Annotated in this window: 24 protein-coding genes and 1 tRNA gene; 10 read left to right on the top strand and 15 right to left on the bottom strand. The window is 56.6% G+C overall.

The features are described from left to right. Positions 1 to 75: 75 nt before the first annotated feature. Complete coding sequence (locus tag RBB49_RS26990; RefSeq protein WP_306146070.1) at positions 76 to 480, top strand: RidA family protein; 405 nt, start codon at positions 76 to 78, stop codon at positions 478 to 480. Between the two features lie 44 nt (positions 481 to 524). Here RBB49_RS26990 and RBB49_RS26985 read toward each other — a convergent pair whose 3' ends face one another. From RBB49_RS26985 to RBB49_RS26960, 6 genes are all read right to left on the bottom strand, one after another. Further along, entirely contained in the window at positions 525 to 1,106 is a 582-nt protein-coding gene (locus RBB49_RS26985; protein WP_306146069.1) for an NAD(P)H-dependent oxidoreductase, read from the bottom strand. A gap of 4 nt (positions 1,107 to 1,110) precedes the next feature. Continuing rightward, entirely contained in the window at positions 1,111 to 2,517 is a 1,407-nt protein-coding gene (locus RBB49_RS26980; protein WP_306146068.1) for an FAD-binding oxidoreductase, read from the bottom strand. 2 nt (positions 2,518 to 2,519) lie between these two features. Continuing rightward, positions 2,520 to 3,824 carry a cytosine deaminase gene (locus RBB49_RS26975; RefSeq protein WP_306146067.1) on the bottom strand — a complete coding sequence of 435 codons (1,305 nt, stop codon included), beginning with the start codon at positions 3,822 to 3,824 and terminating at the stop codon, positions 2,520 to 2,522. Beyond that, complete coding sequence (locus tag RBB49_RS26970; RefSeq protein ID WP_306146066.1) at positions 3,824 to 4,693, bottom strand: ABC transporter permease; 870 nt, start codon at positions 4,691 to 4,693, stop codon at positions 3,824 to 3,826. The genes RBB49_RS26975 and RBB49_RS26970 overlap by 1 nt, the downstream gene beginning before the upstream one ends. Further along, positions 4,690 to 5,532, bottom strand: coding sequence for an ABC transporter ATP-binding protein (locus tag RBB49_RS26965; protein ID WP_306146065.1), 843 nt, complete (start codon positions 5,530 to 5,532; stop codon positions 4,690 to 4,692). Before RBB49_RS26965 ends, RBB49_RS26970 begins: the two co-directional genes overlap by 4 nt. A gap of 71 nt (positions 5,533 to 5,603) precedes the next feature. Next, positions 5,604 to 6,614 (bottom strand): ABC transporter substrate-binding protein, encoded by a 1,011-nt coding sequence (locus RBB49_RS26960; RefSeq protein WP_306146063.1) that lies wholly within the window; start codon positions 6,612 to 6,614, stop codon positions 5,604 to 5,606. A 172-nt stretch (positions 6,615 to 6,786) separates the two neighbouring features. On the opposite strand from RBB49_RS26960, the gene RBB49_RS26955 reads away from it, so the two are divergent. Next, positions 6,787 to 7,758, top strand: coding sequence for a LysR substrate-binding domain-containing protein (locus RBB49_RS26955; RefSeq protein WP_306146062.1), 972 nt, complete (start codon positions 6,787 to 6,789; stop codon positions 7,756 to 7,758). Here the strand turns inward: RBB49_RS26955 and RBB49_RS26950 are convergent. After that, positions 7,735 to 8,535 (bottom strand): creatininase family protein, encoded by an 801-nt coding sequence (locus RBB49_RS26950; RefSeq protein ID WP_306146060.1) that lies wholly within the window; start codon positions 8,533 to 8,535, stop codon positions 7,735 to 7,737. The two genes, RBB49_RS26955 and RBB49_RS26950, sit on opposite strands and share 24 nt — an antisense overlap. Positions 8,536 to 9,077: 542 nt before the next feature. Here RBB49_RS26950 and RBB49_RS26945 point away from each other — a divergent pair. Together RBB49_RS26945 and RBB49_RS26940 are read left to right on the top strand one after the other, a co-directional pair. Further along, the gene (locus RBB49_RS26945; protein WP_306146059.1) at positions 9,078 to 9,875 is read left to right on the top strand and encodes a hypothetical protein; all 798 of its coding nucleotides are present in this window, start codon (positions 9,078 to 9,080) and stop codon (positions 9,873 to 9,875) included. 219 nt (positions 9,876 to 10,094) lie between these two features. After that, positions 10,095 to 11,135, top strand: coding sequence for a PLP-dependent cysteine synthase family protein (locus RBB49_RS26940; protein ID WP_306146058.1), 1,041 nt, complete (start codon positions 10,095 to 10,097; stop codon positions 11,133 to 11,135). A gap of 70 nt (positions 11,136 to 11,205) precedes the next feature. On the opposite strand, the gene RBB49_RS26935 is transcribed toward RBB49_RS26940, so the two are convergent. Continuing rightward, the gene (locus RBB49_RS26935; RefSeq protein ID WP_306146057.1) at positions 11,206 to 11,439 is read right to left on the bottom strand and encodes a hypothetical protein; all 234 of its coding nucleotides are present in this window, start codon (positions 11,437 to 11,439) and stop codon (positions 11,206 to 11,208) included. A 318-nt stretch (positions 11,440 to 11,757) separates the two neighbouring features. Between RBB49_RS26935 and RBB49_RS26930 the strand changes: the two genes are divergently transcribed. Together RBB49_RS26930 and RBB49_RS26925 are read left to right on the top strand one after the other, a co-directional pair. Then, a complete protein-coding gene (locus RBB49_RS26930; RefSeq protein WP_306146056.1) occupies positions 11,758 to 12,063 on the top strand; it encodes an ETC complex I subunit in 306 nt (101 codons plus the stop codon). Positions 12,064 to 12,205: 142 nt separating this feature from the next. Continuing rightward, positions 12,206 to 12,282 (top strand) — tRNA-Arg (locus RBB49_RS26925). A gap of 317 nt (positions 12,283 to 12,599) precedes the next feature. On the opposite strand, the gene RBB49_RS26920 is transcribed toward RBB49_RS26925, so the two are convergent. From RBB49_RS26920 to RBB49_RS26900, 5 genes are read right to left on the bottom strand one after another with little or no spacing between them, the layout of a single operon-like run. Continuing rightward, positions 12,600 to 13,010, bottom strand: a complete 411-nt coding sequence (locus RBB49_RS26920) for a hypothetical protein (protein WP_306146055.1) — start codon at positions 13,008 to 13,010, stop codon at positions 12,600 to 12,602. Next, positions 13,007 to 13,747, bottom strand: coding sequence for an SDR family oxidoreductase (locus RBB49_RS26915; protein ID WP_306146054.1), 741 nt, complete (start codon positions 13,745 to 13,747; stop codon positions 13,007 to 13,009). Before RBB49_RS26915 ends, RBB49_RS26920 begins: the two co-directional genes overlap by 4 nt. Before the next feature lie 9 nt (positions 13,748 to 13,756). Beyond that, positions 13,757 to 14,284, bottom strand: coding sequence for a nuclear transport factor 2 family protein (locus RBB49_RS26910; RefSeq protein WP_306146053.1), 528 nt, complete (start codon positions 14,282 to 14,284; stop codon positions 13,757 to 13,759). Positions 14,285 to 14,302: 18 nt separating this feature from the next. Next, entirely contained in the window at positions 14,303 to 15,067 is a 765-nt protein-coding gene (locus tag RBB49_RS26905) for a DUF2182 domain-containing protein (protein WP_306146052.1), read from the bottom strand. Beyond that, positions 15,054 to 15,758, bottom strand: a complete 705-nt coding sequence (locus RBB49_RS26900; protein ID WP_306146051.1) for a DUF899 domain-containing protein — start codon at positions 15,756 to 15,758, stop codon at positions 15,054 to 15,056. Before RBB49_RS26900 ends, RBB49_RS26905 begins: the two co-directional genes overlap by 14 nt. Positions 15,759 to 15,829: 71 nt before the next feature. Here RBB49_RS26900 and RBB49_RS28440 point away from each other — a divergent pair, with 71 nt between their 5' ends. Next, positions 15,830 to 16,273 (top strand): winged helix-turn-helix transcriptional regulator, encoded by a 444-nt coding sequence (locus RBB49_RS28440; protein WP_369293660.1) that lies wholly within the window; start codon positions 15,830 to 15,832, stop codon positions 16,271 to 16,273. A gap of 123 nt (positions 16,274 to 16,396) precedes the next feature. On the opposite strand, the gene RBB49_RS26890 is transcribed toward RBB49_RS28440, so the two are convergent. Then, positions 16,397 to 16,852 (bottom strand): DUF1330 domain-containing protein, encoded by a 456-nt coding sequence (locus tag RBB49_RS26890; RefSeq protein WP_306146050.1) that lies wholly within the window; start codon positions 16,850 to 16,852, stop codon positions 16,397 to 16,399. Between the two features lie 53 nt (positions 16,853 to 16,905). Here RBB49_RS26890 and RBB49_RS26885 point away from each other — a divergent pair, with 53 nt between their 5' ends. Together RBB49_RS26885 and RBB49_RS26880 are read left to right on the top strand one after the other, a co-directional pair. Then, a complete protein-coding gene (locus tag RBB49_RS26885; RefSeq protein ID WP_336623445.1) occupies positions 16,906 to 17,523 on the top strand; it encodes a TetR/AcrR family transcriptional regulator in 618 nt (205 codons plus the stop codon). A gap of 103 nt (positions 17,524 to 17,626) precedes the next feature. After that, on the top strand, positions 17,627 to 18,265 hold the full coding sequence (locus tag RBB49_RS26880; protein WP_306146049.1) for a DUF1993 family protein: 639 nt from the start codon (positions 17,627 to 17,629) through the stop codon (positions 18,263 to 18,265). A 254-nt stretch (positions 18,266 to 18,519) separates the two neighbouring features. On the opposite strand, the gene RBB49_RS28435 is transcribed toward RBB49_RS26880, so the two are convergent. Further along, positions 18,520 to 19,071 (bottom strand): hypothetical protein, encoded by a 552-nt coding sequence (locus RBB49_RS28435; RefSeq protein ID WP_306146048.1) that lies wholly within the window; start codon positions 19,069 to 19,071, stop codon positions 18,520 to 18,522. A 171-nt stretch (positions 19,072 to 19,242) separates the two neighbouring features. Between RBB49_RS28435 and RBB49_RS28430 the strand changes: the two genes are divergently transcribed. Further along, on the top strand, positions 19,243 to 19,929 hold the full coding sequence (locus tag RBB49_RS28430) for a hypothetical protein (RefSeq protein ID WP_306146047.1): 687 nt from the start codon (positions 19,243 to 19,245) through the stop codon (positions 19,927 to 19,929). The last annotated feature ends 44 nt before the right edge of the window (positions 19,930 to 19,973 follow it).

Raw genomic sequence — 19,973 nt, 5'->3', positions numbered from 1 at the left:
TGGCAGTGAAAAGAGTGATATGAGTGAGCCTGGATCGATACCGGTCCGGCAATTTCAATATGAGCCTTCAAGTCAATGCCAAGCGATCCGGAAACGAAAACCTTCAATCCGCCGTCCGTGCGCGCGCCTTTCGGAGCCTACAATCACGGGCTCTATGTGCCGCCGGGGGCAAGTCTCCTGGTGACATCGGGCCAGCTCGGCATCAGGCCGGATGACACCATCCCGGCGGACGTCATCGGACAGGCCGAGATCTGCTTTGAGGCGATCGGCGCGATCTTGCGCGAAGCGGACATGAGCTTTGAAGATGTCATCCGGATCTCGGGCTTTGTCACGCGGCGCGAGGATTTTGCCGACTACATGGCCGTCCGGGACCGGTACACGGGTGCAATCAAGCCTGTTTCGACGCTTCTGGTCGTGGGCGGTTTTACCCGTGCCGAATTCCTGGTCGAGGTGGAGGTGACGGCCGCGAAGGTTTTCTGAAGAACGTTCGCGGCCAGACAAAGATGCACAGACACGGTCAGGTGTCAGAAACGCTCCATTTCTTCACCGACCTTATTGAGGAAGGCGGAGGTCGTCTCCGGCGTGCAGTTGTTCATGTCGTAGTGGGCGAGGTATTTCACCGGCGCCCCGATCTTGATCTGGGCGCGGATCACGCGCTTGACGATCTTGCGTGGTGGATCCCCCACAAGAAGGGCGCGCCACCGGCTGCCGCCATAGGTCATCACCGCGCCGAGTTTGCGGATATGGCGAAGGGTAGGGGTGAGCGTGCCGTCTACCAGGTCGAAGGAAACGCCCGGCAGCCAGACCCGGTCGAAATAGCCTTTCAGGATGGCGGGAAAGCCGAAATTCCAGACCGGTGTACACAACACGAGCGCCTCGCAGGCGAGCAGCCGCTCGCAATAGGGGTCGACGAGTTTCCGGTTGTCCGGAACCGTGTGATAGATGTCCCGGTCATGGGCGGACAGGACGGGATCGAAGCCTTCTTCGTACAGATTGCAGCGGTCGACCTCGTGCCCGGCCTTTTCCAGGCTTTCGCAGGTCTTGTGAAAGAGGGCACGGCCGAAGCTTGCCTCCTGCGGGTGGGAATGCAGAACCAGAACGCGCATCGCATCAAGCCTCTGCGAAGGACTGAAGACCGGGGAAGAGATAGGTTCCACCGGCATCAAAGTCGAAATCCGGGTTCTCCCACGCGATCATCTTGCCTGGATTGAGCAGACCCTTTGGATCGGTTTCCTTCTTGAAGTCCAGCTGTACCTGATCGGTCCGTTTCATGCCGCCTTCTTCCAGCGTGTACCTGTGCGGATTGAAGACAGGGCATCCGTTTTCCTCGTGCAGGCGGATGATTTCCTCAAGCCGTTCTTCCGTCGTGTAACGGATAAGCGGGAGACCCGAGCACTGCACCTGTCCGTCGAAGCGCAGAAATTCAAGATGGCCGAAGATTTCACCGGGAAACATCTCCGTCGTCTTTTGAACAAGCTCCACGTGGTTGGGCCCCGGATACTGCGTCTGCAGGTAGGTGAACGAGCTGTCGAACTTGAGGGCGCGCAGGGTGGTGTGGTTCCACGCGAGTTCGTAAGCATGCGGGATGCCCTTCATGCTCTCCACTTCGTCGGAGCGGAAACGAATGCTTCCCTTCATGCGCTCGGCAAGCGCCAGCACGGCGGACATGGAATGCGGCGCGACCATGAGCACGGTGACGGCTTCACCCTCCTTCAGCCATGGCTTGTGCCGTGTGAAGAAGTCGAACGGGATCGGAGCGGCAATCGGCGCGACTTCTTTCAGGAGAAGGCCGTTGCTGCGCGCAAGCCGGTCGGAAAAGACGACCGCATCCATGAACGTGTCATGACCGACGATCACGTCGACCCAGTCATAGGCCGTGGTCAACGGCATCTCGACTTCGGTGATGATGCCGTTGGTGCCGTAGGCGTGACTGACTTTCTGCAAGTCCCAGGTCGACAGTTCGATTACGCGCGGTTCAGCCTCCATCGTCACAATGCGCAGCCGCAATATGTTGCCGAGATCGCGCAGGCCTCCCCAATGGATGGATCCGACACCGCCTGAGCCTCCGGCAATGAAGCCGCCGATTGTCGCGGTTTGCGCTGTGGAGGGGTGGAACCGCAGTTCCTGGCCGGAATGTTCCCTTGTCTGCGCGTCCAGTTTGGCCATGACGATCCCTGGCCCGCAGACAACCCGTCCCGGAGCGATTTCCGTCACTTCATCCATGCGCGACATGTCGAGCACAATGCCGCCGGATAGCGGCATGGCCTGACCGTAATTTCCGGTTCCCGTTCCCCGGGGTGTCACAGGTACACCGTGCGCGAAGGCGGTTTTCAGCACCCGGATCACTTCGTCTTCGTTCTTTGGTGAGACAAGAAGGTCTCCGGTGACGTTGTCGAGCTGGCGCTTCAAAATGGGAGAATACCAGTAGAAATCCCGGCTTTTCGCCTGCACGAGGCGCGGATTGTCTTCAATCGCCACACCGTCGAGTTCAGCCTTGATCTGTTCGTAATCGGCCATCGTCAGCCTCTCATCAGTGGGTCAAGTTCACGATAGTCCGGCAGGCGGCGGTCGATGCCCATGCCATTCCGCATCACGATGCGGTCCGCCTGCGGACGGGACAGAAATTCACTCCATGTTCTGGCGTTGAAGAGGACCAGATCGGCCGCGCGCCCCACTGCGATACGGCCGAAACCCGGTTCCTGCAGGATATCCGCCGGAACACGTGTCACCAGCCCGGCTGCATCGTCTAGCGGATGGTCCAGATGTGCGATCCTGACGCCTTCACGGAAGACCTCGACCATGTCGAGATCTCCATAGGCGTAGAACGGATCGCGGGTATTGTCCGAGGCGATCGCAACCGGAACGTCGGCATCCATGAGTTCGTGCAGGAGTGTGATCCCGCGCGACCGCGGTGTCCGGCCCGCTTGCCGGTCCTGAAGATACATGTTGCACATCGGCAGGGAGACCACCGACAAGCCGGCTTGCCTGACACTTTTGATGGTTGCGGCGGCCGTGTCTTCATCCTGCCGTGCCAGCGAGCAGCAGTGTCCGACCGTAACAGCGCCTTCGAAACCATTGCGCAGCTTTGCCGCGGCGATCTGGGCAAGCGTGAGAACACTGGCGTCTTGCGTTTCATCGACGTGCAAATCGACATCCAGCCCCTTGTCCGATGCAGCCTGAAACAGGCGGTCGAGACGGGCGTCGAGATCTGGCATCGGATAGGTGACGCCTCCGAGCAGGGCCCCGTGTTCAGCGACGACATTTACAAGATCGGTGAAATAGGCGTCGTCGTCCATCGCATCGATCGGGAAAAGGGCAACGGCCTGAAGTTTGATGCGATCGCTCCAGCGCTCGCGCATCTCCGAGAACACCTCGAACGAGATCCGGTGTTGCGGCGCGAGGCTGTCTATGTGGGTTCGCAGAAGACTAGTCCCATGGGCGTAGGCGCAGCGCAGCGAGAAATCCATGCGGGTTTCGACGTCTTTTGCGTGCCAGTTCGCTTTCGTGTCGGCTCTGACTGCCGTCAGAGCACCTTCGAAATCCCCCGTCGGGTTTGGCTGCCGTTCCCAGATATGGCCCTTGTCGATATGCGTATGCATGTCAACGAAGCAGGGCCAGACCATCCGGTCTTCAAGATCCAGGCCCGCAATCCCCGCAGGTGCTGTACCTTCTTCGACAACGGCTTCGATCCTGCCGTCTGATATGACAAGGTCTGCGGAACAGAGGCCGTCCTTTCCCGCGCCAACCGTTTCCGGTGCAAGCACGCTTGGAAGCGTTGCGGAGCGCAGCACAAACCGGCTGGCTGTTGGAAGATCGAGCTGCATCAGTTTTCCCGTTTCAGGCTGCTTTCGTGCCAGCGATGCAGGGTCCACCAGGAAATGAACGAGGTGAGTGCAAAGATCAGAACACCAAGGCTGGCAAGAAGGAAAAGGGAAGCGAACAGCCGTGAGATATTCAGGCGGAATTGCGATTCCAGCAGCCGGAATGCGAGACCTGACCCGGCTCCGGCAGACCCAGCCGCAAACTCTGCAACGACCGCCGCGATCAGGGCAAGCCCGCCACCGATCCTGAGACCGGTCATGAAGTAGGGCAGGCACGAGGGCAGTTTCAGGTAGATCAGCGTCTGCCAGCGCGTTGCGCCGTAAAGCTCATAGAGGTTGAGCAGGTTGTGGTCGACGCTTTTAAGCCCCTGAACCATGTTGGAAAGGATCGGAAAGAAGGCAACGACAAAGGCGCAGATGAGAAGCGCGGCCTGAGTTGTCGGCGCATAGATCAGGATCAAGGGTGCAATCGCGATGATCGGCGTAACCTGAAGAATGACCATGATTGGATAAAGCGCCGTCTCGATCCAGCGCGACTGCACAAGGAGGATTGCCATGCCGCCGCCGCCGATCAGCGCAAGCGCCAGCGACATGAGCGTGATCTTGGTTGTGACCCAGAGCGCGGGAAGCAGGATGTGCCAGTCGTTGACAAGCGAATTCACGACCAGCCAAGGCCCCGGCAAGATGTAATGCGGGATCTCGTTGACCGTGACGACGACGTGCCACAGCACGATCAGCGACGCGATCACGCAAAGCGGTATGGAGATCGTGAGAAGGCGCTCCCGGCGTTTCTGCGCCGCCGCCGTTTCCTTCGTCGGCAATTGTGCTGCCGAATTGGCGGATGTGGGTGCCTTGTCGAGCGAAAGCGTCATGCGTGTTCCTCACCCCCCATCGCTTCTGACAATCTGGCGGAGACTTCAGAGCAGGCCTGACGGTATTCCTCCGAAGTCCGGTAGTGACTGTCCCGCTCCAGGCTTGTGTGCAGCGGAAAGTCGGAATCGACCCGGCCAGGGCGCGCCTTCATGACGACGATCCGGTTGGCAAGGTAGGCGGACTCGAACACCGAATGCGTCACGAAAACGACCGTGATCCCTGTTGATTTCCAGAGCGCGAGCACATCGTCATTGAGTTTCTGGCGCGTGATTTCGTCAAGCGCTGCGAATGGCTCGTCCATCAGAAGCAGCTTTGGTTCCGTCACGAGCGCACGCGCGATGGAGACACGCATCTTCATGCCGCCGGACAATTCTCTCGGGTAGGCCTTGTGAAAATCGGCCAGGCCGACGCTTTCCAGCGCAGACATGATACGCTCACTGGCCGCCTTTCGAGAAATACCCTTCAGGCGCATCGGCAGATAGACGTTGCCGAAAACCGTTTGCCAGGGCATCAGGGTCGGTTCCTGAAACACGAAACTGATATCGCCGTCGGGCAGGCCGCGTGAATTGATCCTGAAGCTGGGCCAGTCGATGCTCCCCGCCGATATGCCGCCAAGACCGGCGATGATCCTCAGCGCTGTCGACTTGCCACAACCGGACGGGCCGAGAAGGCTGATGAATTCGCCCGGCATGACCGTCATCGTCATGTCCGAAAGAGCAACGGTGCCGTTGGAGAAGACCTTGGTGACGTTCGTCATCTCGACAAGGGGCCGAGATGCGGCGGTGTCGGCGGTCGGTTGCAGGTGTGTTTCTGAGCTGCCTTGTTCGGCTATGACCATGTTGAACTCTGGAAAGTGTGAGCGCCGCCCCGCACGGGTTCGTGCGGAGCGGGAATAGATCCGGTTCGACCTTACTTTTTCAGGTCGAGCCCAACCCCCTTACAGACAAACTCAAGGGTATAAGACTGCGTGTAGTCAAGCGAAGCATCCACAACGCCGATCGAAGAAAGCGTGTCGAAGAAGGTTTTGTAGTGCGCGTCGGTCATGCAACCGATGCCCTTTTCGAGCGTATCGCCGGAATCCACGATGCCGTACTCCTTCATCTTGGCGAGGGAATAGGCGAGCTGCCCGTCGGTCATCTCGGGATTGTCTTTCTTGATCAGTTCGTTCGCGGCGGCATTGTCGCCGTAAAGATAGTTGTACCAGCCTTCGATGGATGCATCGACAAAACGCTGGACCAGATCCGGGTTCTCGACGACCAGGGCCTTGGACGTGGTGATCATGGTCGAGTAAGGCGTCCAGCCCTCGTCCGCCAGCAGAAACACCTTCGGGGCCCAACCGGCCTGCTTTTCGATCTCGTAGGGCTCAGAGGTGAGGTAACCCTGTTGCGCGGATTTCGCATCGACGATGAATGGAGCCGGGTTGAAGGTGTAAGGCTTGTATTGCGCATCGGTGAAGCCGTCGAAGTTCTTCTTCATCCACTCGAAGTAGGTGACGTAGCCGTCTTTGCCCATGAAGATGGTTTCGAGTTTGGTCAGGTCGGTGAACTTTTCGATGCCCTGATCCGGATGCGCCGTCAGGATCTGCGGATCTTTCTGAAACATGCTGGCGACGTTGATGAAAGGGATACCTTCCTTCACGTAGTCGAACCCTTTCAGGGCGCCGCCCATGTAGAAATCGATCTTGCCGGAGATCAGGAGAGCATCGTTGGCGGCCTGCGGACCGCCCGGCGCGATGGTGACCTTCAGGCCGTATTTTTCGTAGGTGCCGTCAGCGACGGCCTGGTAGAAGCCGCCATGCTCGGCCTGTGCCAGCCAGTTGGTGCCGTATGTGACCTCGTCCAGGGCGAATGCCGGGGCAGTCGCGGTTCCAGCCAAGAGAACAGTTGCAAGAAGCGTCCTTGCAGTCGGGAAAACGGTCATTTCATACCCTCCAATAAAGCAAACCTGCCGTGTAACCGCACTTTTCAGTAATATTTGAGCCCTTGAAGTGCACGTTGAAAAGCATCAAAATTCGCCCGCAGCGATGACTATTAGTCATCACGGAAATTGAGTGGCGATCATTTGTGCTTCATGCACAAAAAGGAGGCGGCCGTTGACGCAGTTACATTCCCGCAAGCTTCAGTATCTCGACGAAATCGCGCGTTCGGGGTCTATCCGGAAAGCGGCGGATCGCCTCAATGTCTCGTCTTCAGCCATCAACCGCCAGATCCTTGCTCTTGAAGAGGAATTCGGTGTGCCGTTGTTCGAACGCTTGCCCCGGGGCCTTCGCCTGACGGCGGCCGGTGAACTGTGCATTGAACATGTGCGCGACGTGTTGAAGGATTTTTCCAAGCTGGAAACGCGGATCAGAGCGCTGAAGATGCCGCAGGCTGGGCGGATTTCGCTGGTCACGACCGTCGGGCTCGCCTCCGGGCCGTTACCGGAAATCATCGGGCGGTTCATTGAGCAGAATCCGAGGGTTCACATCAAACTGCGCAGCGACGGCGGCACGACGACGGTCAATCCCGTTCTGACCGGAGACGTTGACATAGGCCTTGGCTTCAATATCGCGGCGATGCCGGGCATCCGTACCCTGGCAACCTTCGATATTCCGATCGGAGCCGTTGTGCCGCCGCAGCACAGGCTCGCGGAAAGCTCAGGTCCCGTTGATCTTGTTGATCTCGTTCAGGAGCGTATGGTGCTGGCGCAATCGGGAACCAGCCTCCGGGATGTCATCAACCTTGTTCTGTCGTCGGTTCCGGTGCCGGTTGAGCCTGTTCTTGAAACGAATTCGTCGGAAACAGTCCGGCAGCTTGTACGCAAGGGAATTGGGATCAGCCTTTTGAACCCGCTCGATGTGGTTGCGGAGTGCCGGCGCGGCGAACTGGTGTTCCGGCCGCTCGCAGCCATGCAAACGCATCACCAGCCCATGAAACTGTTTACTCGGGCAAGGGCCTCGATGGATGCATCAACCAGCCTTTTCATCGAGTTCTTGCTGAAGGAACTCGGTGCCCTGGTGGCCGACTTGCAGAAAGACGGCAACCTGCCGGTTCAAAGGGGCTCATTCGGGCCGATAAAGACCTGACAGCGGATAAGCCGCAAAATCACTCAGCATGTCGATGAACCCGGACACCTGGTGTGCACAGATGGCCGAACCCTTGTCCGCAGTTGCATTGGACGCATCACCGACGACACCCGCTGGGTTGAGATCGTGCGCGATCCACGCCAGCGCATGCGGCGGTGTCGGCTGGATGTATTTCGAGCTTGCTTTCATGTCTTCGGCCCTGGAGCGGAAGTTTTCGGCGTTTTCCATTCGCACGAGATCAGGACGGAAATGAAGCATCAGCGAGGTTTCCACGTCGCCGCCATGAATGCCGAAACGCGACTCGTGATCGGAAATCATGCCGTCGGGATGCCCGAAACGGCTCCAGTGGGTCACCAGAACGGCCATGTCAAAGCGCACCCGAAGCTCGCGGGAGACGATGCTGATGATATCCGTGTTGCCACCATGGGAGTTGACGATCACCATTTTGCGGACACCGGCTTCGCAGACTTTTTCTCCGATCGCGGTCCAGGCCGGGATCAGCAGATCGGCACCGAACGACAGTGTACCCGGGCCGTATTTGTGTTCGTTTGCCTTGCCGATTTCCTGCACCGGCAGGACGAGAACATCCAGTTCGTCGGGCAATTGCCGCCGGGTTTCGTCCAGCATACCGCGCGCGATCGAGACATCGGTCGAGATCGGCAAATGAGGTCCGTGTTGTTCAGTCGAGGCTGTGGGCAGGATCGCAATGACCCGCTCGGGATCCAGATCGGCAAAGTCGGACGTGTTCAGTTCGTTCCAGTAAAAGCACTTTGCCATCTGCGTTACCTCAGTTCACTTAAACACGTTCCCTGATTGGGGTAGGAAAATAGCCGCGTCATGAGAAGCATCATTATGTCCACGGGATGCTGCCTTTTTGCGGACAGTACAGGTTCGCCGCCAGGGCGTTTGTGCCCCGCTCAGGGCCACAAACCCAACCGTGCCGCTGAGAGGGCTGACGTTTTAAGGCCCTGTTTCGCGTTGCCTCTCAAGAACATGCTTCAAAGTTCGGCATCTCGACCGATCCCGGGCAAGGACTTTGCACGAAGTCAGAAAATGTTTGACGTCTGGAAAGGAGCAGTTGTTAATAGCTATAGTTAAATTAAGTGCCGTAACGGGAACTGTTTCAATTTTGGAATGTTCGATTTTGAGAAATGCTTTGCCCGTTAAGTCGTCTCATTAATGAAATTGTTAACTGTAAGCGCAATATTGTGGCGCTTAACACATTGAAAGAAATAGGAAAAAATTAAATCCAAGATCCTCTCGGGTTTTGGCAAAAGATTTGCATTTCAGTCCTCACGAGAGAACCGGAGGAGTTTTTTATGCTTTCCCATGCCGAGTTTACATCCTTTGACAAACGCGCCGTGTCCGTAGCTGAAGATGTCTTTGTTTTTGACCTTGCGGCACTGGTCCCGGGAACCTGTTGCCAGATTGATCATGATTTTGCCGTCTACCTTCGCACTTTTGCAAATTCCCGGCCGTGTTACCTGCTGACAAGTGTCTCCTACAACGAGTTGATGACGCGGTTGCCAACAAGTGTCAGAAAGGCCTTCAAGGGCGTATTTTCCTCTTCCGGCGCCGAACTGTGGACCGCAGACGAGGTGGTTGAGCGTGTGGAACACACGTTTTCCGACGATCTCTACGAATACCTGGTGAAGGTCGTTCAAAACAGTGCCTATCCGGCCAAGGATGCACCGTTGATCGAGAATGGTCCGGCAACGCTGAGGGTTTGCCTCGCTGGCACGAAGGCCTCGATCGGACAGCTAAGCACCTACATGACCTGGGAAAGCGAGCACCGCGAGTTGCCCTTGATCGTCAAGGAACTCCAGTCGAAGTTTCCTGACCATGATGTGCATCAGGACAGCGAGGCAAGTCTGCTGATTGCACCCGCTGCCGTTTCCACGTCGCGCGTTCATTGCCACATCACGACCGCGCATGCCCACGCCCGGATTGTTTCATGTCTGTCCAGACGCTCGTCAGACGGATTTGCCGAGCCGTTTTGCAGGTCGCTTTCAGACGCTGACCTGGTGACGGAGGTTGGCGGGCCAAGCGATGTGAGCCAGATCATGAGCTACGAGATGCGCCGAAGAGCGGCAGGCGAGCTGCTTGCAGCCGAATAACACCTGCCGGATTTCGCAGTCTTGCGGCATCCGATGAGGCTGTTCACGATCCCGGGCCAAAAGCCCGGGATCTTTTTGTCGTGGAGCGGGGCGCGTCCGCCTGCAGGTATGGTCCGGCCCCGTTGCCCGCAAAAACCTGAACAACACGCTGAAAAGTTTGTAGTCTTGCCGGATCATGCCGGAGCCGGGAGGCTCGCGGGTCACGGGAAGAGAGGCCACATGGATCACTGGGTTGCACAGGCGGTCGCGAAGATCTCCGCGGATGCGCATCGGTCTGCGGATACGCATCTTTTCAAGCTGCCGATACCGAAGCTGAAGGGGGTCGATCTTTACCTGAAAGACGAAAGCACGCATCCGACCGGCAGCCTGAAGCACCGGCTGGCGCGCTCGCTGTTTCTCTATGCGCTTTGCAACGGCAAGATCAGGGAAGGAACGGCGGTGGTCGAGGCATCTTCGGGCAGTACCGCCGTATCGGAAGCCTATTTCGCCAGGATGATCGGCGTTCCCTTCATCGCGGTTGTTCCAAAGAGCACGGCGCACAGCAAGATCCGGCTGATCGAATTATACGGCGGCGAAGTCCACTATGTCGCGTCCGCTCCTGACATGCACGGTGCCTCGATCGAACTGGCCCGCTCGATCGGGGGCTATTTCATGGACCAGTTTGCCTTCGCCGAACGGGCGACGGACTGGCGCGGAAACAACAACATCGCTGAGAGCATCTATCGGCAGATGGAGTTCGAGCCCCATCCCGTGCCGAAAATGTTTGTCATGAGTGCGGGCACAGGCGGCACGTCTGCAACGCTCGGCCGGTACATCCGCTACAAGGGCTATGACACGGAGCTCATGGTGGTCGACCCGGACTATTCGGTGTTCTACGACAGCTACATTTCAGGTGACCGCAACCTCACATCCAGTAAGTCAAGCCGGATCGAGGGTATTGGCCGGCCGGAAGTCGAACTTTCCTTTCAGCCAGATGTCATCGATACCATGCTGAAGGTGCCGGATGCGGCCAGCGTCGCGACAATCCTGTGGCTGGAAAAACGGATCGGCAGACGGGCAGGGGGCTCGACCGGAACCAACCTCTGGGGTGCCTTGAAGGTTGCCCGCGAGATGATGGAACGCGGCGAACGCGGCTCCGTCGTGACGCTGATGTGCGACAGCGGCGAACGCTATCTGGATACCTATTTTGACCCGGTGTGGGTGGCGCAGTATATCGGCGACATCAGCGCGTATTCCAAGGCGCTTGAGGAATGGGGGTAATCCCGCGTTCGCGAAGCGGCTGAAAAATTTTAGGTGGTGCCGGCATTTCGCTGCGGGCGGCGTAATCGGCTTAGCGGTCGAAGGCCTGAAGCAGGAGCGACATCACGTTGAGAAACTCGTCGCGTCTGTCGTGGGGCAATTCGTTCACGTTGGAAACACCGTAGTCCAGTGTCAGGATCATGTCCCACATTTCGCCAAGGTTGGCCTTGTCGACGGCTGACTTCAGTTTGAGCGGCGACGTTGTGGACGGGGTGACGTGTTCGGGGACATAGGCCCCTAGCGTCTTGTGAAACTGATGATGCATGCGCCCACTCTGTAGCCGTGATTGTTGTATTTTGCGCCGGCCATTCCGGTCGGCATTTTTCTTGAGCGCGAGAAACTCAAGGGCAGAAAGAAGAATTCGCCCTTCACGCTAAAGTAGCTATTAGCACATCTTGCGTGCCGGTGTCATCTAACCATCAGGCCAATATTCAGAAAGTTTCCCGGAAGACGTGACGGTTTCAACCCGCTGGCAGTGACGTTCCTTTAAGACAAGACTGAGACAACGGAGTTGACTTCCGGGCGAAAGACGGGAAAAAGCAATTCAGAAGGTTGAAACACCGATGGATCAGGGAACGTAGACATGGTTGCGCGCATCTATCGCCCGGCAAAAACCGCGATGCAGTCCGGCAAGGCAAAGACACAGCGCTGGGTTCTGGACTACGAGCCGGAAGTCGCCAAATCCGTTGAACCCTTGATGGGCTATACGTCGTCTTCGGACATGAAGCAGCAGGTGCGGCTTTATTTCGACACGCAGGAAGAGGCGGTCGCCTACGCCAAACGTCACGGCATTGCGCACCGGGTTGAAAAACCACAGGAACGCAAGGTGCGCGGCGCAGCCTACGCGGACAATTTCAAGTTCAACCGGGTCGCGCCCTGGACACACTGATGCCTGGAACCGGGCATCCCGCGGATCCGGAAACGGTGCCGGTTCGCGATTGTCTGTTGAAACCTTGAAAGCCGCATCGACACGAGCGTAAAAACAGAATTTAAGACGTACTCCAACCGGCCTCGCGGTTGTTTTGATTTCAGGCCCCGTAGCTCAGCTGGATAGAGCACTCGCCTTCTAAGCGAATGGTCGCAGGTTCGAATCCTGCCGGGGTCGCCACTTTTTCCAATGACTTAGATTGAAAAGAAATATTCGAAGTTTTGTGCCCGTTCAGTTGGGCGCACAGGCTCAGCCGTTTTTTGTCTTTCTTCGCAGACCGACAATCGATCGCGTCCACCGCACTTTTAAGCTGTTTCGGACAATGGTGGCCCTCCGGTGTGCGCGCTCGGTAACACTCCAGCGTTGGGTAGCACTCCATTATGAATGCGGACAATCAGGGAAGCCGGTCGGATGATCTCGGAGGAGGTTTCGACGACTGACAGGCCGTTTGCGCTGCACCAGAAATCAGAGCAGGGAGGTCAGAGCGTTTCGGCCATCTATGATGGCCTGGACTTTGGAGCGAAGGACAACCAGGCACCAAGCATCGTCGCGTGCAAGACTGTGAACCCGCCCGCAATCAGGAACCAACCCGTCAGATCGCTTATCTCGACTTTCGCGGCAGTTCCAAACAAAGTCGATGCGGCGGCATACAAGCCGACGCACCAACTGAGTTTAAGTGCGCCCCAAATCCCGGCGTCTGCCCATCGGGAATTGACGTAAAGCAAGGTAATCGCGGTTGCTTCCATGATCCATGCAAGCCAGCCGAATGCGTAGATAGGATCTGCCATGCGAGTGAAGACGCCAAGTTCGACATAACGCTGCTCGAACAGCACCACGTGCCAGACGATGCTGGTCACCACCGTCAAGGAAAACGCACCGATCCATGTCGTTAGAATTGCACGGTTCATGCGGTCGCCATCCCTGTACCAGTTATGACATAAGCTTTCTTTTCCGCGGGTTCGGAATGCCTCAAAAGGGACATCACGTGATTTGCAATCTTGTTTGCAGTGAGTGGCTCATCCCATTGGTTGAGAAATTGAGCGAGGGGTTTGCCAACCGCGGTTGAATAAGCTTCAGCAGCGGCAAGGCCAAGGACCGTCCCCTGAACCAGTTGCTTCGGTATGATCGAATAGAATGTTAGTCCCAGACCCAGGAGCTCCGCTTCCTTTTGCGCATAGTCGGTCAGGAAGTGCTGCATCCGCTTTGCGCCGGCATATCCTCCCGTCAGCCTCGACCCGGAAAGGCCCGCACCACTCGAAAAGCTTACAACGACGCCCCCCTTTTTCATCGGTTGCGTCAGCGCGGCCGATGAAAACGCATGTGCTATTCTGGTGTCCGTATTCCATGCGCCGCTGAATTCATCCCAGGATTGCTCGTAGAACGGAACCATTTTCGGCTCATGGCCAACCGTCAGAACCAGAAGATCCGGGTCAACTTCCTTCATGAGCTCGTTGGCGACACCGTCAGCGGCGGCATCCATGGCGCGTGTGCTGACCTCCGGCGCTTCGGATTTCAGTCTCGCCAGAGTGTCCTCACTCCGGGCGACAACGGTGGTGTTTACGCCCTGTCCGGACAGCATGAGCGCGAGTTCTTTTCCCGCACCACGGCTTCCACCGACAATAAGGGCTCTTTCGTAGTTTCTCATCTGCTTGCTCTACTGTTTTGGAGGATTGACGAGGTGTCGTGACATGTCGCCAAAAATGGGGGCGGACACCACGCGGGAAGCGAACATCCACAGTCCCGTTTCTTTGGAAAACGTATCTGCGTAGCTTCCTGAAAAAATGGGTTGCAGTGGAGTGTCTTCGACTTGCTGCAAAACCGTGAGGTAGCTCGAAGCCACAGCGGAGTTGCGATCAGCGGCGATCGAAATGATCACATTTGTCAGGACATGCTTCGTTTTGGGAGTGCCGTCTTCGTAAAGGATGATGCCCGAAAACAAGTCCAGCACGCCCTGCCGGCCACGGACCTTGGCCACGCCTTCGATTGAAAACTCGGCATTTTCAAACAACGCGGCACACTTGCTGATCTGACCTGCATCGAGCGTCCGGCAGTATTCATTCAGAAGGTGATTGATTGCGTCGCGAGCCTCAAATTCTGCGTCTTGACCCATGGAGGCGTACGAAGCGGCTGGCAACAAAGGCAAAAAGCTTGCTGCCATCAAGAATTGTCGACGTGAATTCATACGGTTTCCAGACTTTTGTCAGTGTCGTGTGATGAGCAGCACTGCGGAAGCGCCAAGGCTGGCAGCACCGACTGCAATGCGGAACGGTTTCGGGTTTGGCAGCGCCTTCTCCAGCGTCACGACGCCAGTCAGCAGCGCGACCCAGAAAACATTCATGACACCGCCTGCGAAGAGCAGCAGCATCAAGGGAAGTGATGAGGCGAGGCAGTTCAGTCCATAGGTCAGGCCGCTGCGAAACGGAGAGGTCCCGGACGGCATCTCGCGGCAGGTCGCCAGACTGCGCGCCTTGAACCCCGTGAACTGATAAAACCCCGCGATCGCAAGCAATGCCGCGCTGAACCAGGTGTTTGTGCTCCACATGTTCATGGCGTGCAGCAGGCCTGCATCCACCAACCGGTACTGGAATGCGGCCGCGACTATGGAAAACCCGAGCCAGACGCACGCGTAACAGATCCAGAATCCGATCGTGTTTTCCACCGCCGGCAAGCGCTCCGTGCCATGTGAGGGAAGGTGGCTCAAGGCTCCCGGCATCATCATCGCGAGCATCATGGTCCACCACATGAATGTCATGGACGTCATGCCGATGCCGGTTGTTGAAGCCATCATTTTGGCCTGACCGGAGATCGGCGGGAGCCCTGGCACGGACATTTTCCAGACGTTCATGCCGGTTCCCGCCCCGGCGAAGAAGAACATCCAGCACGCCAGAGTAACGGCAATCACGCCTGATCCGACAACCGGTGCGTTGCGGAGCATCCTTGCGATGCCAAGGTCAATAGGCGTCATGATGCCTGACCCATTCCATGGGATTGCCCTCTGGCTGTTCGTTCCGACCCATGGGTGCCATGTCGATGTAGCTGTACGCCGCGTTGGTCACGTCGAGCCCGCGTCCATAAGTGGAATAGGTATGATAGAGAGTGCCTGCTTCGTCCCTGGCAAAGACACTCGTGCCATGGGCTTCATCCATGGGATAGAACGTCTTTTCCCTGAAGTTGTAGGTGACGGGATTTTCGGGCTTGTGGTTCGAGCCGAAGCTGACACCGAAGTCCGCGTTAAAGCTGTTTGCGTGGGAGGACACCCAGGAAAAACTCCATCCCATGCGTTTCTTGAACGGCAAAAGCAGGCTCATCGGCGCGCGCGAGATCGCCACGAATGCTATGTCACGGCCGTTCAGGTGAGGTTCCAGGCCGTCGAAACTGTCAGCCCAGAACGAACAGCTCTTGCACCCCTCGATCCACTCGGGGCCGAACATGAAATGGTAGACGATCAACTGGCTGTGGTTGCCGAACAAGTCGGTCAGCGAGGCTTCGCCCGTTTCGGTTTCAAAGACATAGTTTTCTTCGATCTTCACCCACGGCAGCGCGCGCCTTTCAGCCGAAAGGGCGTCCTTTTCCCGTGTGTGTGCTTTTTCTTTCTCAAGAAGCGCCTTGCGGGCCGAGAGCCATTCTTCACGAGAGCCTGTCCTGATCGGATTCATGCCGGTTTCCTTTTCCAATTGAGCCCAGAGATCAGAGATCGGAAGGGCAATGGCGTTTGACGGAAACAATATTGGGTATTGGTATTGATCGACAAGAAGGCAGATTTTTCGTATATAGTACCAAAAATAATACTATTGGAACGAAAAGGACGCAGATGCTCGAAAAAGCCTCAAAATCGGCACGTCAGAAATCTGACACCAATCAGCCTTCACCGACGGAACCGTGCCCGATGCCGGACATAGCAAAACTGATTGGTGGGAAGTGGAAGCTGATCATACTGCAAATCCTGATCTTTCAGGGCACCAAGCGTTTCAATGAGCTGCGGCGGCTTTGCGATGGTGTTACGCAGACAATGCTGACCAACCAGCTGCGTGCATTGGAAGGTGATGGTCTTGTTGAGCGAAAGATCTACGCCGAAGTGCCGCCGCGGGTTGAATACACGGCGACACAGAAAGCTCTGGACCTGGAAGAAATGTTCCAGGCGATGCACAGCTGGTGGCTGAGGCACAGTTAGAATGGGCGTCTGGCTTTTACGGGATTGAATACCCGGCCCTGATGAATCCGGCGGTAAAGCCAACAGTCATCGCCCGGCAGGTTGATACCGTCTTTGCCCGGAGAAGCAACCGCGCATCCCGACTTAGATCAAAGAGTTGCCGGTCAGCACCTTCTGCCGCTCACACGCAGCGGTCCGGTGGGCAAAGGCTTTGCGATAGTCGGGGTCGGAGTATAGATCGACCAGTGCCTGAAGATTTGGGTAAGAGCCGATTGCAATCACATCCCAGTCTTCGTCAGGCCCAAGGAACATTCCGCTGAAAGCTCCAACGAAAAGGAACTTCCCACCGACACGCTCCATTGTTGGCATGCTCACGGCGGCATAAGACTTGAAAGCCTCCTGACCGGATGTGGCTGGGGTGCCTTCCACCGAGTCTTTATCGGTGTAGTCGGCCTTTTCCCGGAGCTTGAAGAAATTGATGAGGGTTATCTCGGAATCTGATGGCCTTTGCAGAATGTTTTTCCATTGATCGGCAGAAGGGCAGCTTCCGTCGTGACCGTCACCGTACCACGTTGCGAATTGTGTGACCTGTTCATCCATGATGTTTGAATTCCTTTACAAATCAGATATTCTTTACACATGTAAATAATAAGGTGGCTTTACACGTGTCAAGAAAAAAGGCGAAGGGTGTCACCCGCAATGAAATCCTGGATCGCGCCTGGGATTTGATCTCGGAGAGGGGCGCGGACATCTCCATGAGCGAGATCGCAGCGGAATCCGGAGTGAGCCGGCAATCCGTGTATCTTCACTTCAAGACACGCGGGGGATTATTGCTCGCTTTGGTCCAAAGGGCCGACGAGAGGTTCGAAGTGAAGGAAGATTTCTTTTCTGCACTGGAAATCGAGGATCCGGTCAAGCGCCTGGATGAATGTCTGAAAGTCTGGTTTGAGTTTGCCGAAAAAATTCATCCGGTTGCGACTGATCTTATCCGGCTCAGAACAACAGACGATGATGCAGATGCCGCATGGATTGACCGAATGACAGACCTTAGGACCTGGGAACGTCAACTTGTTCAATCGCTGGCTGGCGACGGTGCGCTTTCGGATGGCTGGCAGGTTGACGACGCCGTTGACTATCTATGGGCGGGCACATCGATCCAGATCTGGGATGTATTGCATTGTGACCGGTCCTGGAGCGCTTCGAAGATATCCAAAATCTTGAGGAAATCCGTCGCGAAGACGCTCCTGAAGGAGTGCCCCAGGCGTATTTAACAAGTTGCTTGGGCCGATATGATGTTCACGCAGGCCCAAACCTGATCCATCGACACTATGATCAGCAGGATTGTTCATCATTCTGCCTGCTCGAAATGAAGCCATGTCTGACGATGCAAAGCCCGCCAATCATAACGCGTTTGTATGCAATTTCCGTTGTGGGTATCGGGCGAGTTACGAAACAAGGAGCATTCGGGAGCAATCGCCCTGTGGTCTGCTTTACGGTGTGCTCGATCAACAAACAGGAAACCAGATGCGTGACGACCCGAGTGTAGACAGTGCGGTTATTGACGCAATCAAGCACTACCTCAATCAAACCGGCCAGTTGTTGGACGTGGTCCTGAGACGACCTGACGCAAAAGAATTGCTCGCAGTACGATTGGCGCCCGATACTTTCGATACGGGTTTTCATTTTGCCGTCGCTATCCAGTTCGCAGCGCGCGCGCTTTGCTTACCCTTAGGTCGTCCTGTACCAGAAATAGTCGAACCATATAACGAAGACAGCCTTCGATCATTGTACAAGGAAGTGACTCAAGGGATAGAGTCAGTAACGTCCCTTGATTGGAATGAAAAGCTCTTGCACATCGCCGGTGAGGCTCAGTTGGATCAGGTGACCGCCGACTATGTTGTTCGTTTCGCTTATCCAAACATGTTGTTTCACTTCACACAGGCTTACGCAGGTTTGCGACATGCAGGGTTGCACATCGGCAAGGCGGATTTTGACGGATTTCACAGGTATTGAAGCCGTGCATCATGTGAAGTTGCAAAACAAATTCTGGAATTCGCAACGCGCTTTTCTGCGCTATGGCTCCAAGCTCTCAAGAACGCCAATTGCACCACCGGACTTGTCTGTATGGCAATGGACAAGCTGCCAACTGCGCTCGATGCGATGAAAAATGGTGGCTGTCATTGCCGTTTGTCACTACCCGCTCACACGGACGCATTGCGGCGGGTTTCTCCGGGTTGTTGGTGGACAAAGCAAATGCCGGCTGCCAATCACTCAATCCCGATATAGGCAATCGCCCAGACCTGCTGGCGGGAATGCTCTTCCGTCAGGCTTTCATCCTCGACAGGCGGAAAAACGATCATGGTCGGGCCAAGACCGCCGATCCCCATCGGTTTTCCGTCCGCATGCGTCGCCAGAATGGGGCCGTGCGTGTCGATGCTCTGCCAAGATATTTCCGACTGATAGCCATCCATCGCGAGTGGCAAAGCGGTCTTGCCTTCGGCACCTGCAAATTTCATCACCTCCGCCAGGAGCGGCCCTGAAAAGGAGATGTCCCGCTGATTGTCCTTCGGGCCATATCGCTTCGTGATTTCCACCTGGTCCAGGGCGTTCAGCATGGCTTCGTCGAAGCCGACTGCCTTGTCGTAGACGATATCGTGAAAACCGAACAATCCGCCTTCATTCCCGCGTCTCGCGGGCATGTTGCCCTCGCTAACGGCTCCCCCCAACGTTACGAGAACATGGCCCGCGGGTGCCTTGACGTCGGCAAAAACGGGCAGGGCGATAAGGGAGATCAACAGGATCGGCAGGATGTGGCGCAACGGGACTTCCTCGCGTTCTGATTGTTATTTATGACCATATCCCTATAGCGCGGTCGTCGCTTTCGCAATGACGTGCTGCGCATAGACCGCGGCAACGCGCAGCAGGGTGTCGCAAGGGAGCGTGATAAGATACCTTTTCTGTTGTCGAATTCATTTCGGAGCGCAGAAGAGATGAACCAGTCACGCGCAGTGCTGTGGACAATTCTGATCAGTTTTGTCGCCGTGACGGTACCTGGCGGCTTTGTCATGGCGCAGGACAGGGCCAGCGCTGAAAACCTGAAGCCGCCCCGCGATGGCGGTGTCCGGCGCTGGCAGGTCACTGTGGCTGAGGCGGGGATCTTTGCAGTGCCGGGTGAAGCGGCGAAGCGTGTCATGACGCTCGGCGAAGGTGCCGTTCTGCAGAACAGAGGCTGCTCGGAGAACGCTGGTCAGGTTTGGTGCGATATCCGGTCACTGAGCGGCAATGTCAGGGGATACGCTCTGGCAGCGCATTTGAAACCGGCAAAGGGGCCGGACGGTATCGTGGCAACCGGGACGGACGACAGCCGCGTGCGTGCGGGAAAACGTGATTTCGACGCCGAGGCGGTGATCTCCTGTGCGCAGGAACAGGGGCAGGCACTCGGCAAATGCAATGCGGCTGCCGCGCGCGGAGTTGGCGGCGATGCGACCGTCGTAGTCACGTTTCAGAACGGCTTTGCGCGCAAACTCTATTTTGTCCACGGTGAGTTCGTGAAAGCGAGCGCGACAATGTCAGGTGTCGGGACCGATATGGACTGGCGTCTCGAAAACAAAATTCACCATGTGCGCGTGGATGATCAGCGTTTTGAGCTTCCCGACAGATTCGTGTTTGGCGAATGACGCCCGGGGCAAGGCCCTGGTGTGGCCAGCCGCACCGTTGACCC

It is taken from the genome of Roseibium sp. MMSF_3412, from assembly GCF_030733265.1.
Classification (GTDB): domain Bacteria; phylum Pseudomonadota; class Alphaproteobacteria; order Rhizobiales; family Stappiaceae; genus Roseibium.
Note: the sequence above shows the minus strand (reverse complement) of the source record. Positions and strands in the feature narration are given on the sequence as shown.

What these genes read in the sequence shown, in the direction of transcription:
- RBB49_RS26935 (WP_306146057.1), bottom strand. Translation starts at nt 11,439, where the DNA reads ATGCATCATCAGTTTCACAAGACGCTAGGGGCCTATGTCCCCGAACAC.
- RBB49_RS26880 (WP_306146049.1), top strand. Translation starts at nt 17,627, where the DNA reads ATGTCTGACGATGCAAAGCCCGCCAATCATAACGCGTTTGTATGCAAT.
- RBB49_RS26950 (WP_306146060.1), bottom strand. Translation starts at nt 8,535, where the DNA reads ATGGCAAAGTGCTTTTACTGGAACGAACTGAACACGTCCGACTTTGCC.
- RBB49_RS26890 (WP_306146050.1), bottom strand. Translation starts at nt 16,852, where the DNA reads ATGGATGAACAGGTCACACAATTCGCAACGTGGTACGGTGACGGTCAC.
- RBB49_RS26990 (WP_306146070.1), top strand. Translation starts at nt 76, where the DNA reads ATGCCAAGCGATCCGGAAACGAAAACCTTCAATCCGCCGTCCGTGCGC.
- RBB49_RS26920 (WP_306146055.1), bottom strand. Translation starts at nt 13,010, where the DNA reads ATGAACCGTGCAATTCTAACGACATGGATCGGTGCGTTTTCCTTGACG.
- RBB49_RS26905 (WP_306146052.1), bottom strand. Translation starts at nt 15,067, where the DNA reads ATGACGCCTATTGACCTTGGCATCGCAAGGATGCTCCGCAACGCACCG.
- RBB49_RS26965 (WP_306146065.1), bottom strand. Translation starts at nt 5,532, where the DNA reads ATGGTCATAGCCGAACAAGGCAGCTCAGAAACACACCTGCAACCGACC.
- RBB49_RS26915 (WP_306146054.1), bottom strand. Translation starts at nt 13,747, where the DNA reads ATGAGAAACTACGAAAGAGCCCTTATTGTCGGTGGAAGCCGTGGTGCG.
- RBB49_RS26970 (WP_306146066.1), bottom strand. Translation starts at nt 4,693, where the DNA reads ATGACGCTTTCGCTCGACAAGGCACCCACATCCGCCAATTCGGCAGCA.
- RBB49_RS26945 (WP_306146059.1), top strand. Translation starts at nt 9,078, where the DNA reads ATGCTTTCCCATGCCGAGTTTACATCCTTTGACAAACGCGCCGTGTCC.
- RBB49_RS26985 (WP_306146069.1), bottom strand. Translation starts at nt 1,106, where the DNA reads ATGCGCGTTCTGGTTCTGCATTCCCACCCGCAGGAGGCAAGCTTCGGC.
- RBB49_RS26940 (WP_306146058.1), top strand. Translation starts at nt 10,095, where the DNA reads ATGGATCACTGGGTTGCACAGGCGGTCGCGAAGATCTCCGCGGATGCG.
- RBB49_RS26900 (WP_306146051.1), bottom strand. Translation starts at nt 15,758, where the DNA reads ATGAATCCGATCAGGACAGGCTCTCGTGAAGAATGGCTCTCGGCCCGC.
- RBB49_RS26910 (WP_306146053.1), bottom strand. Translation starts at nt 14,284, where the DNA reads ATGAATTCACGTCGACAATTCTTGATGGCAGCAAGCTTTTTGCCTTTG.
- RBB49_RS26930 (WP_306146056.1), top strand. Translation starts at nt 11,758, where the DNA reads ATGGTTGCGCGCATCTATCGCCCGGCAAAAACCGCGATGCAGTCCGGC.
- RBB49_RS26980 (WP_306146068.1), bottom strand. Translation starts at nt 2,517, where the DNA reads ATGGCCGATTACGAACAGATCAAGGCTGAACTCGACGGTGTGGCGATT.
- RBB49_RS28430 (WP_306146047.1), top strand. Translation starts at nt 19,243, where the DNA reads ATGAACCAGTCACGCGCAGTGCTGTGGACAATTCTGATCAGTTTTGTC.
- RBB49_RS26960 (WP_306146063.1), bottom strand. Translation starts at nt 6,614, where the DNA reads ATGACCGTTTTCCCGACTGCAAGGACGCTTCTTGCAACTGTTCTCTTG.
- RBB49_RS26975 (WP_306146067.1), bottom strand. Translation starts at nt 3,824, where the DNA reads ATGCAGCTCGATCTTCCAACAGCCAGCCGGTTTGTGCTGCGCTCCGCA.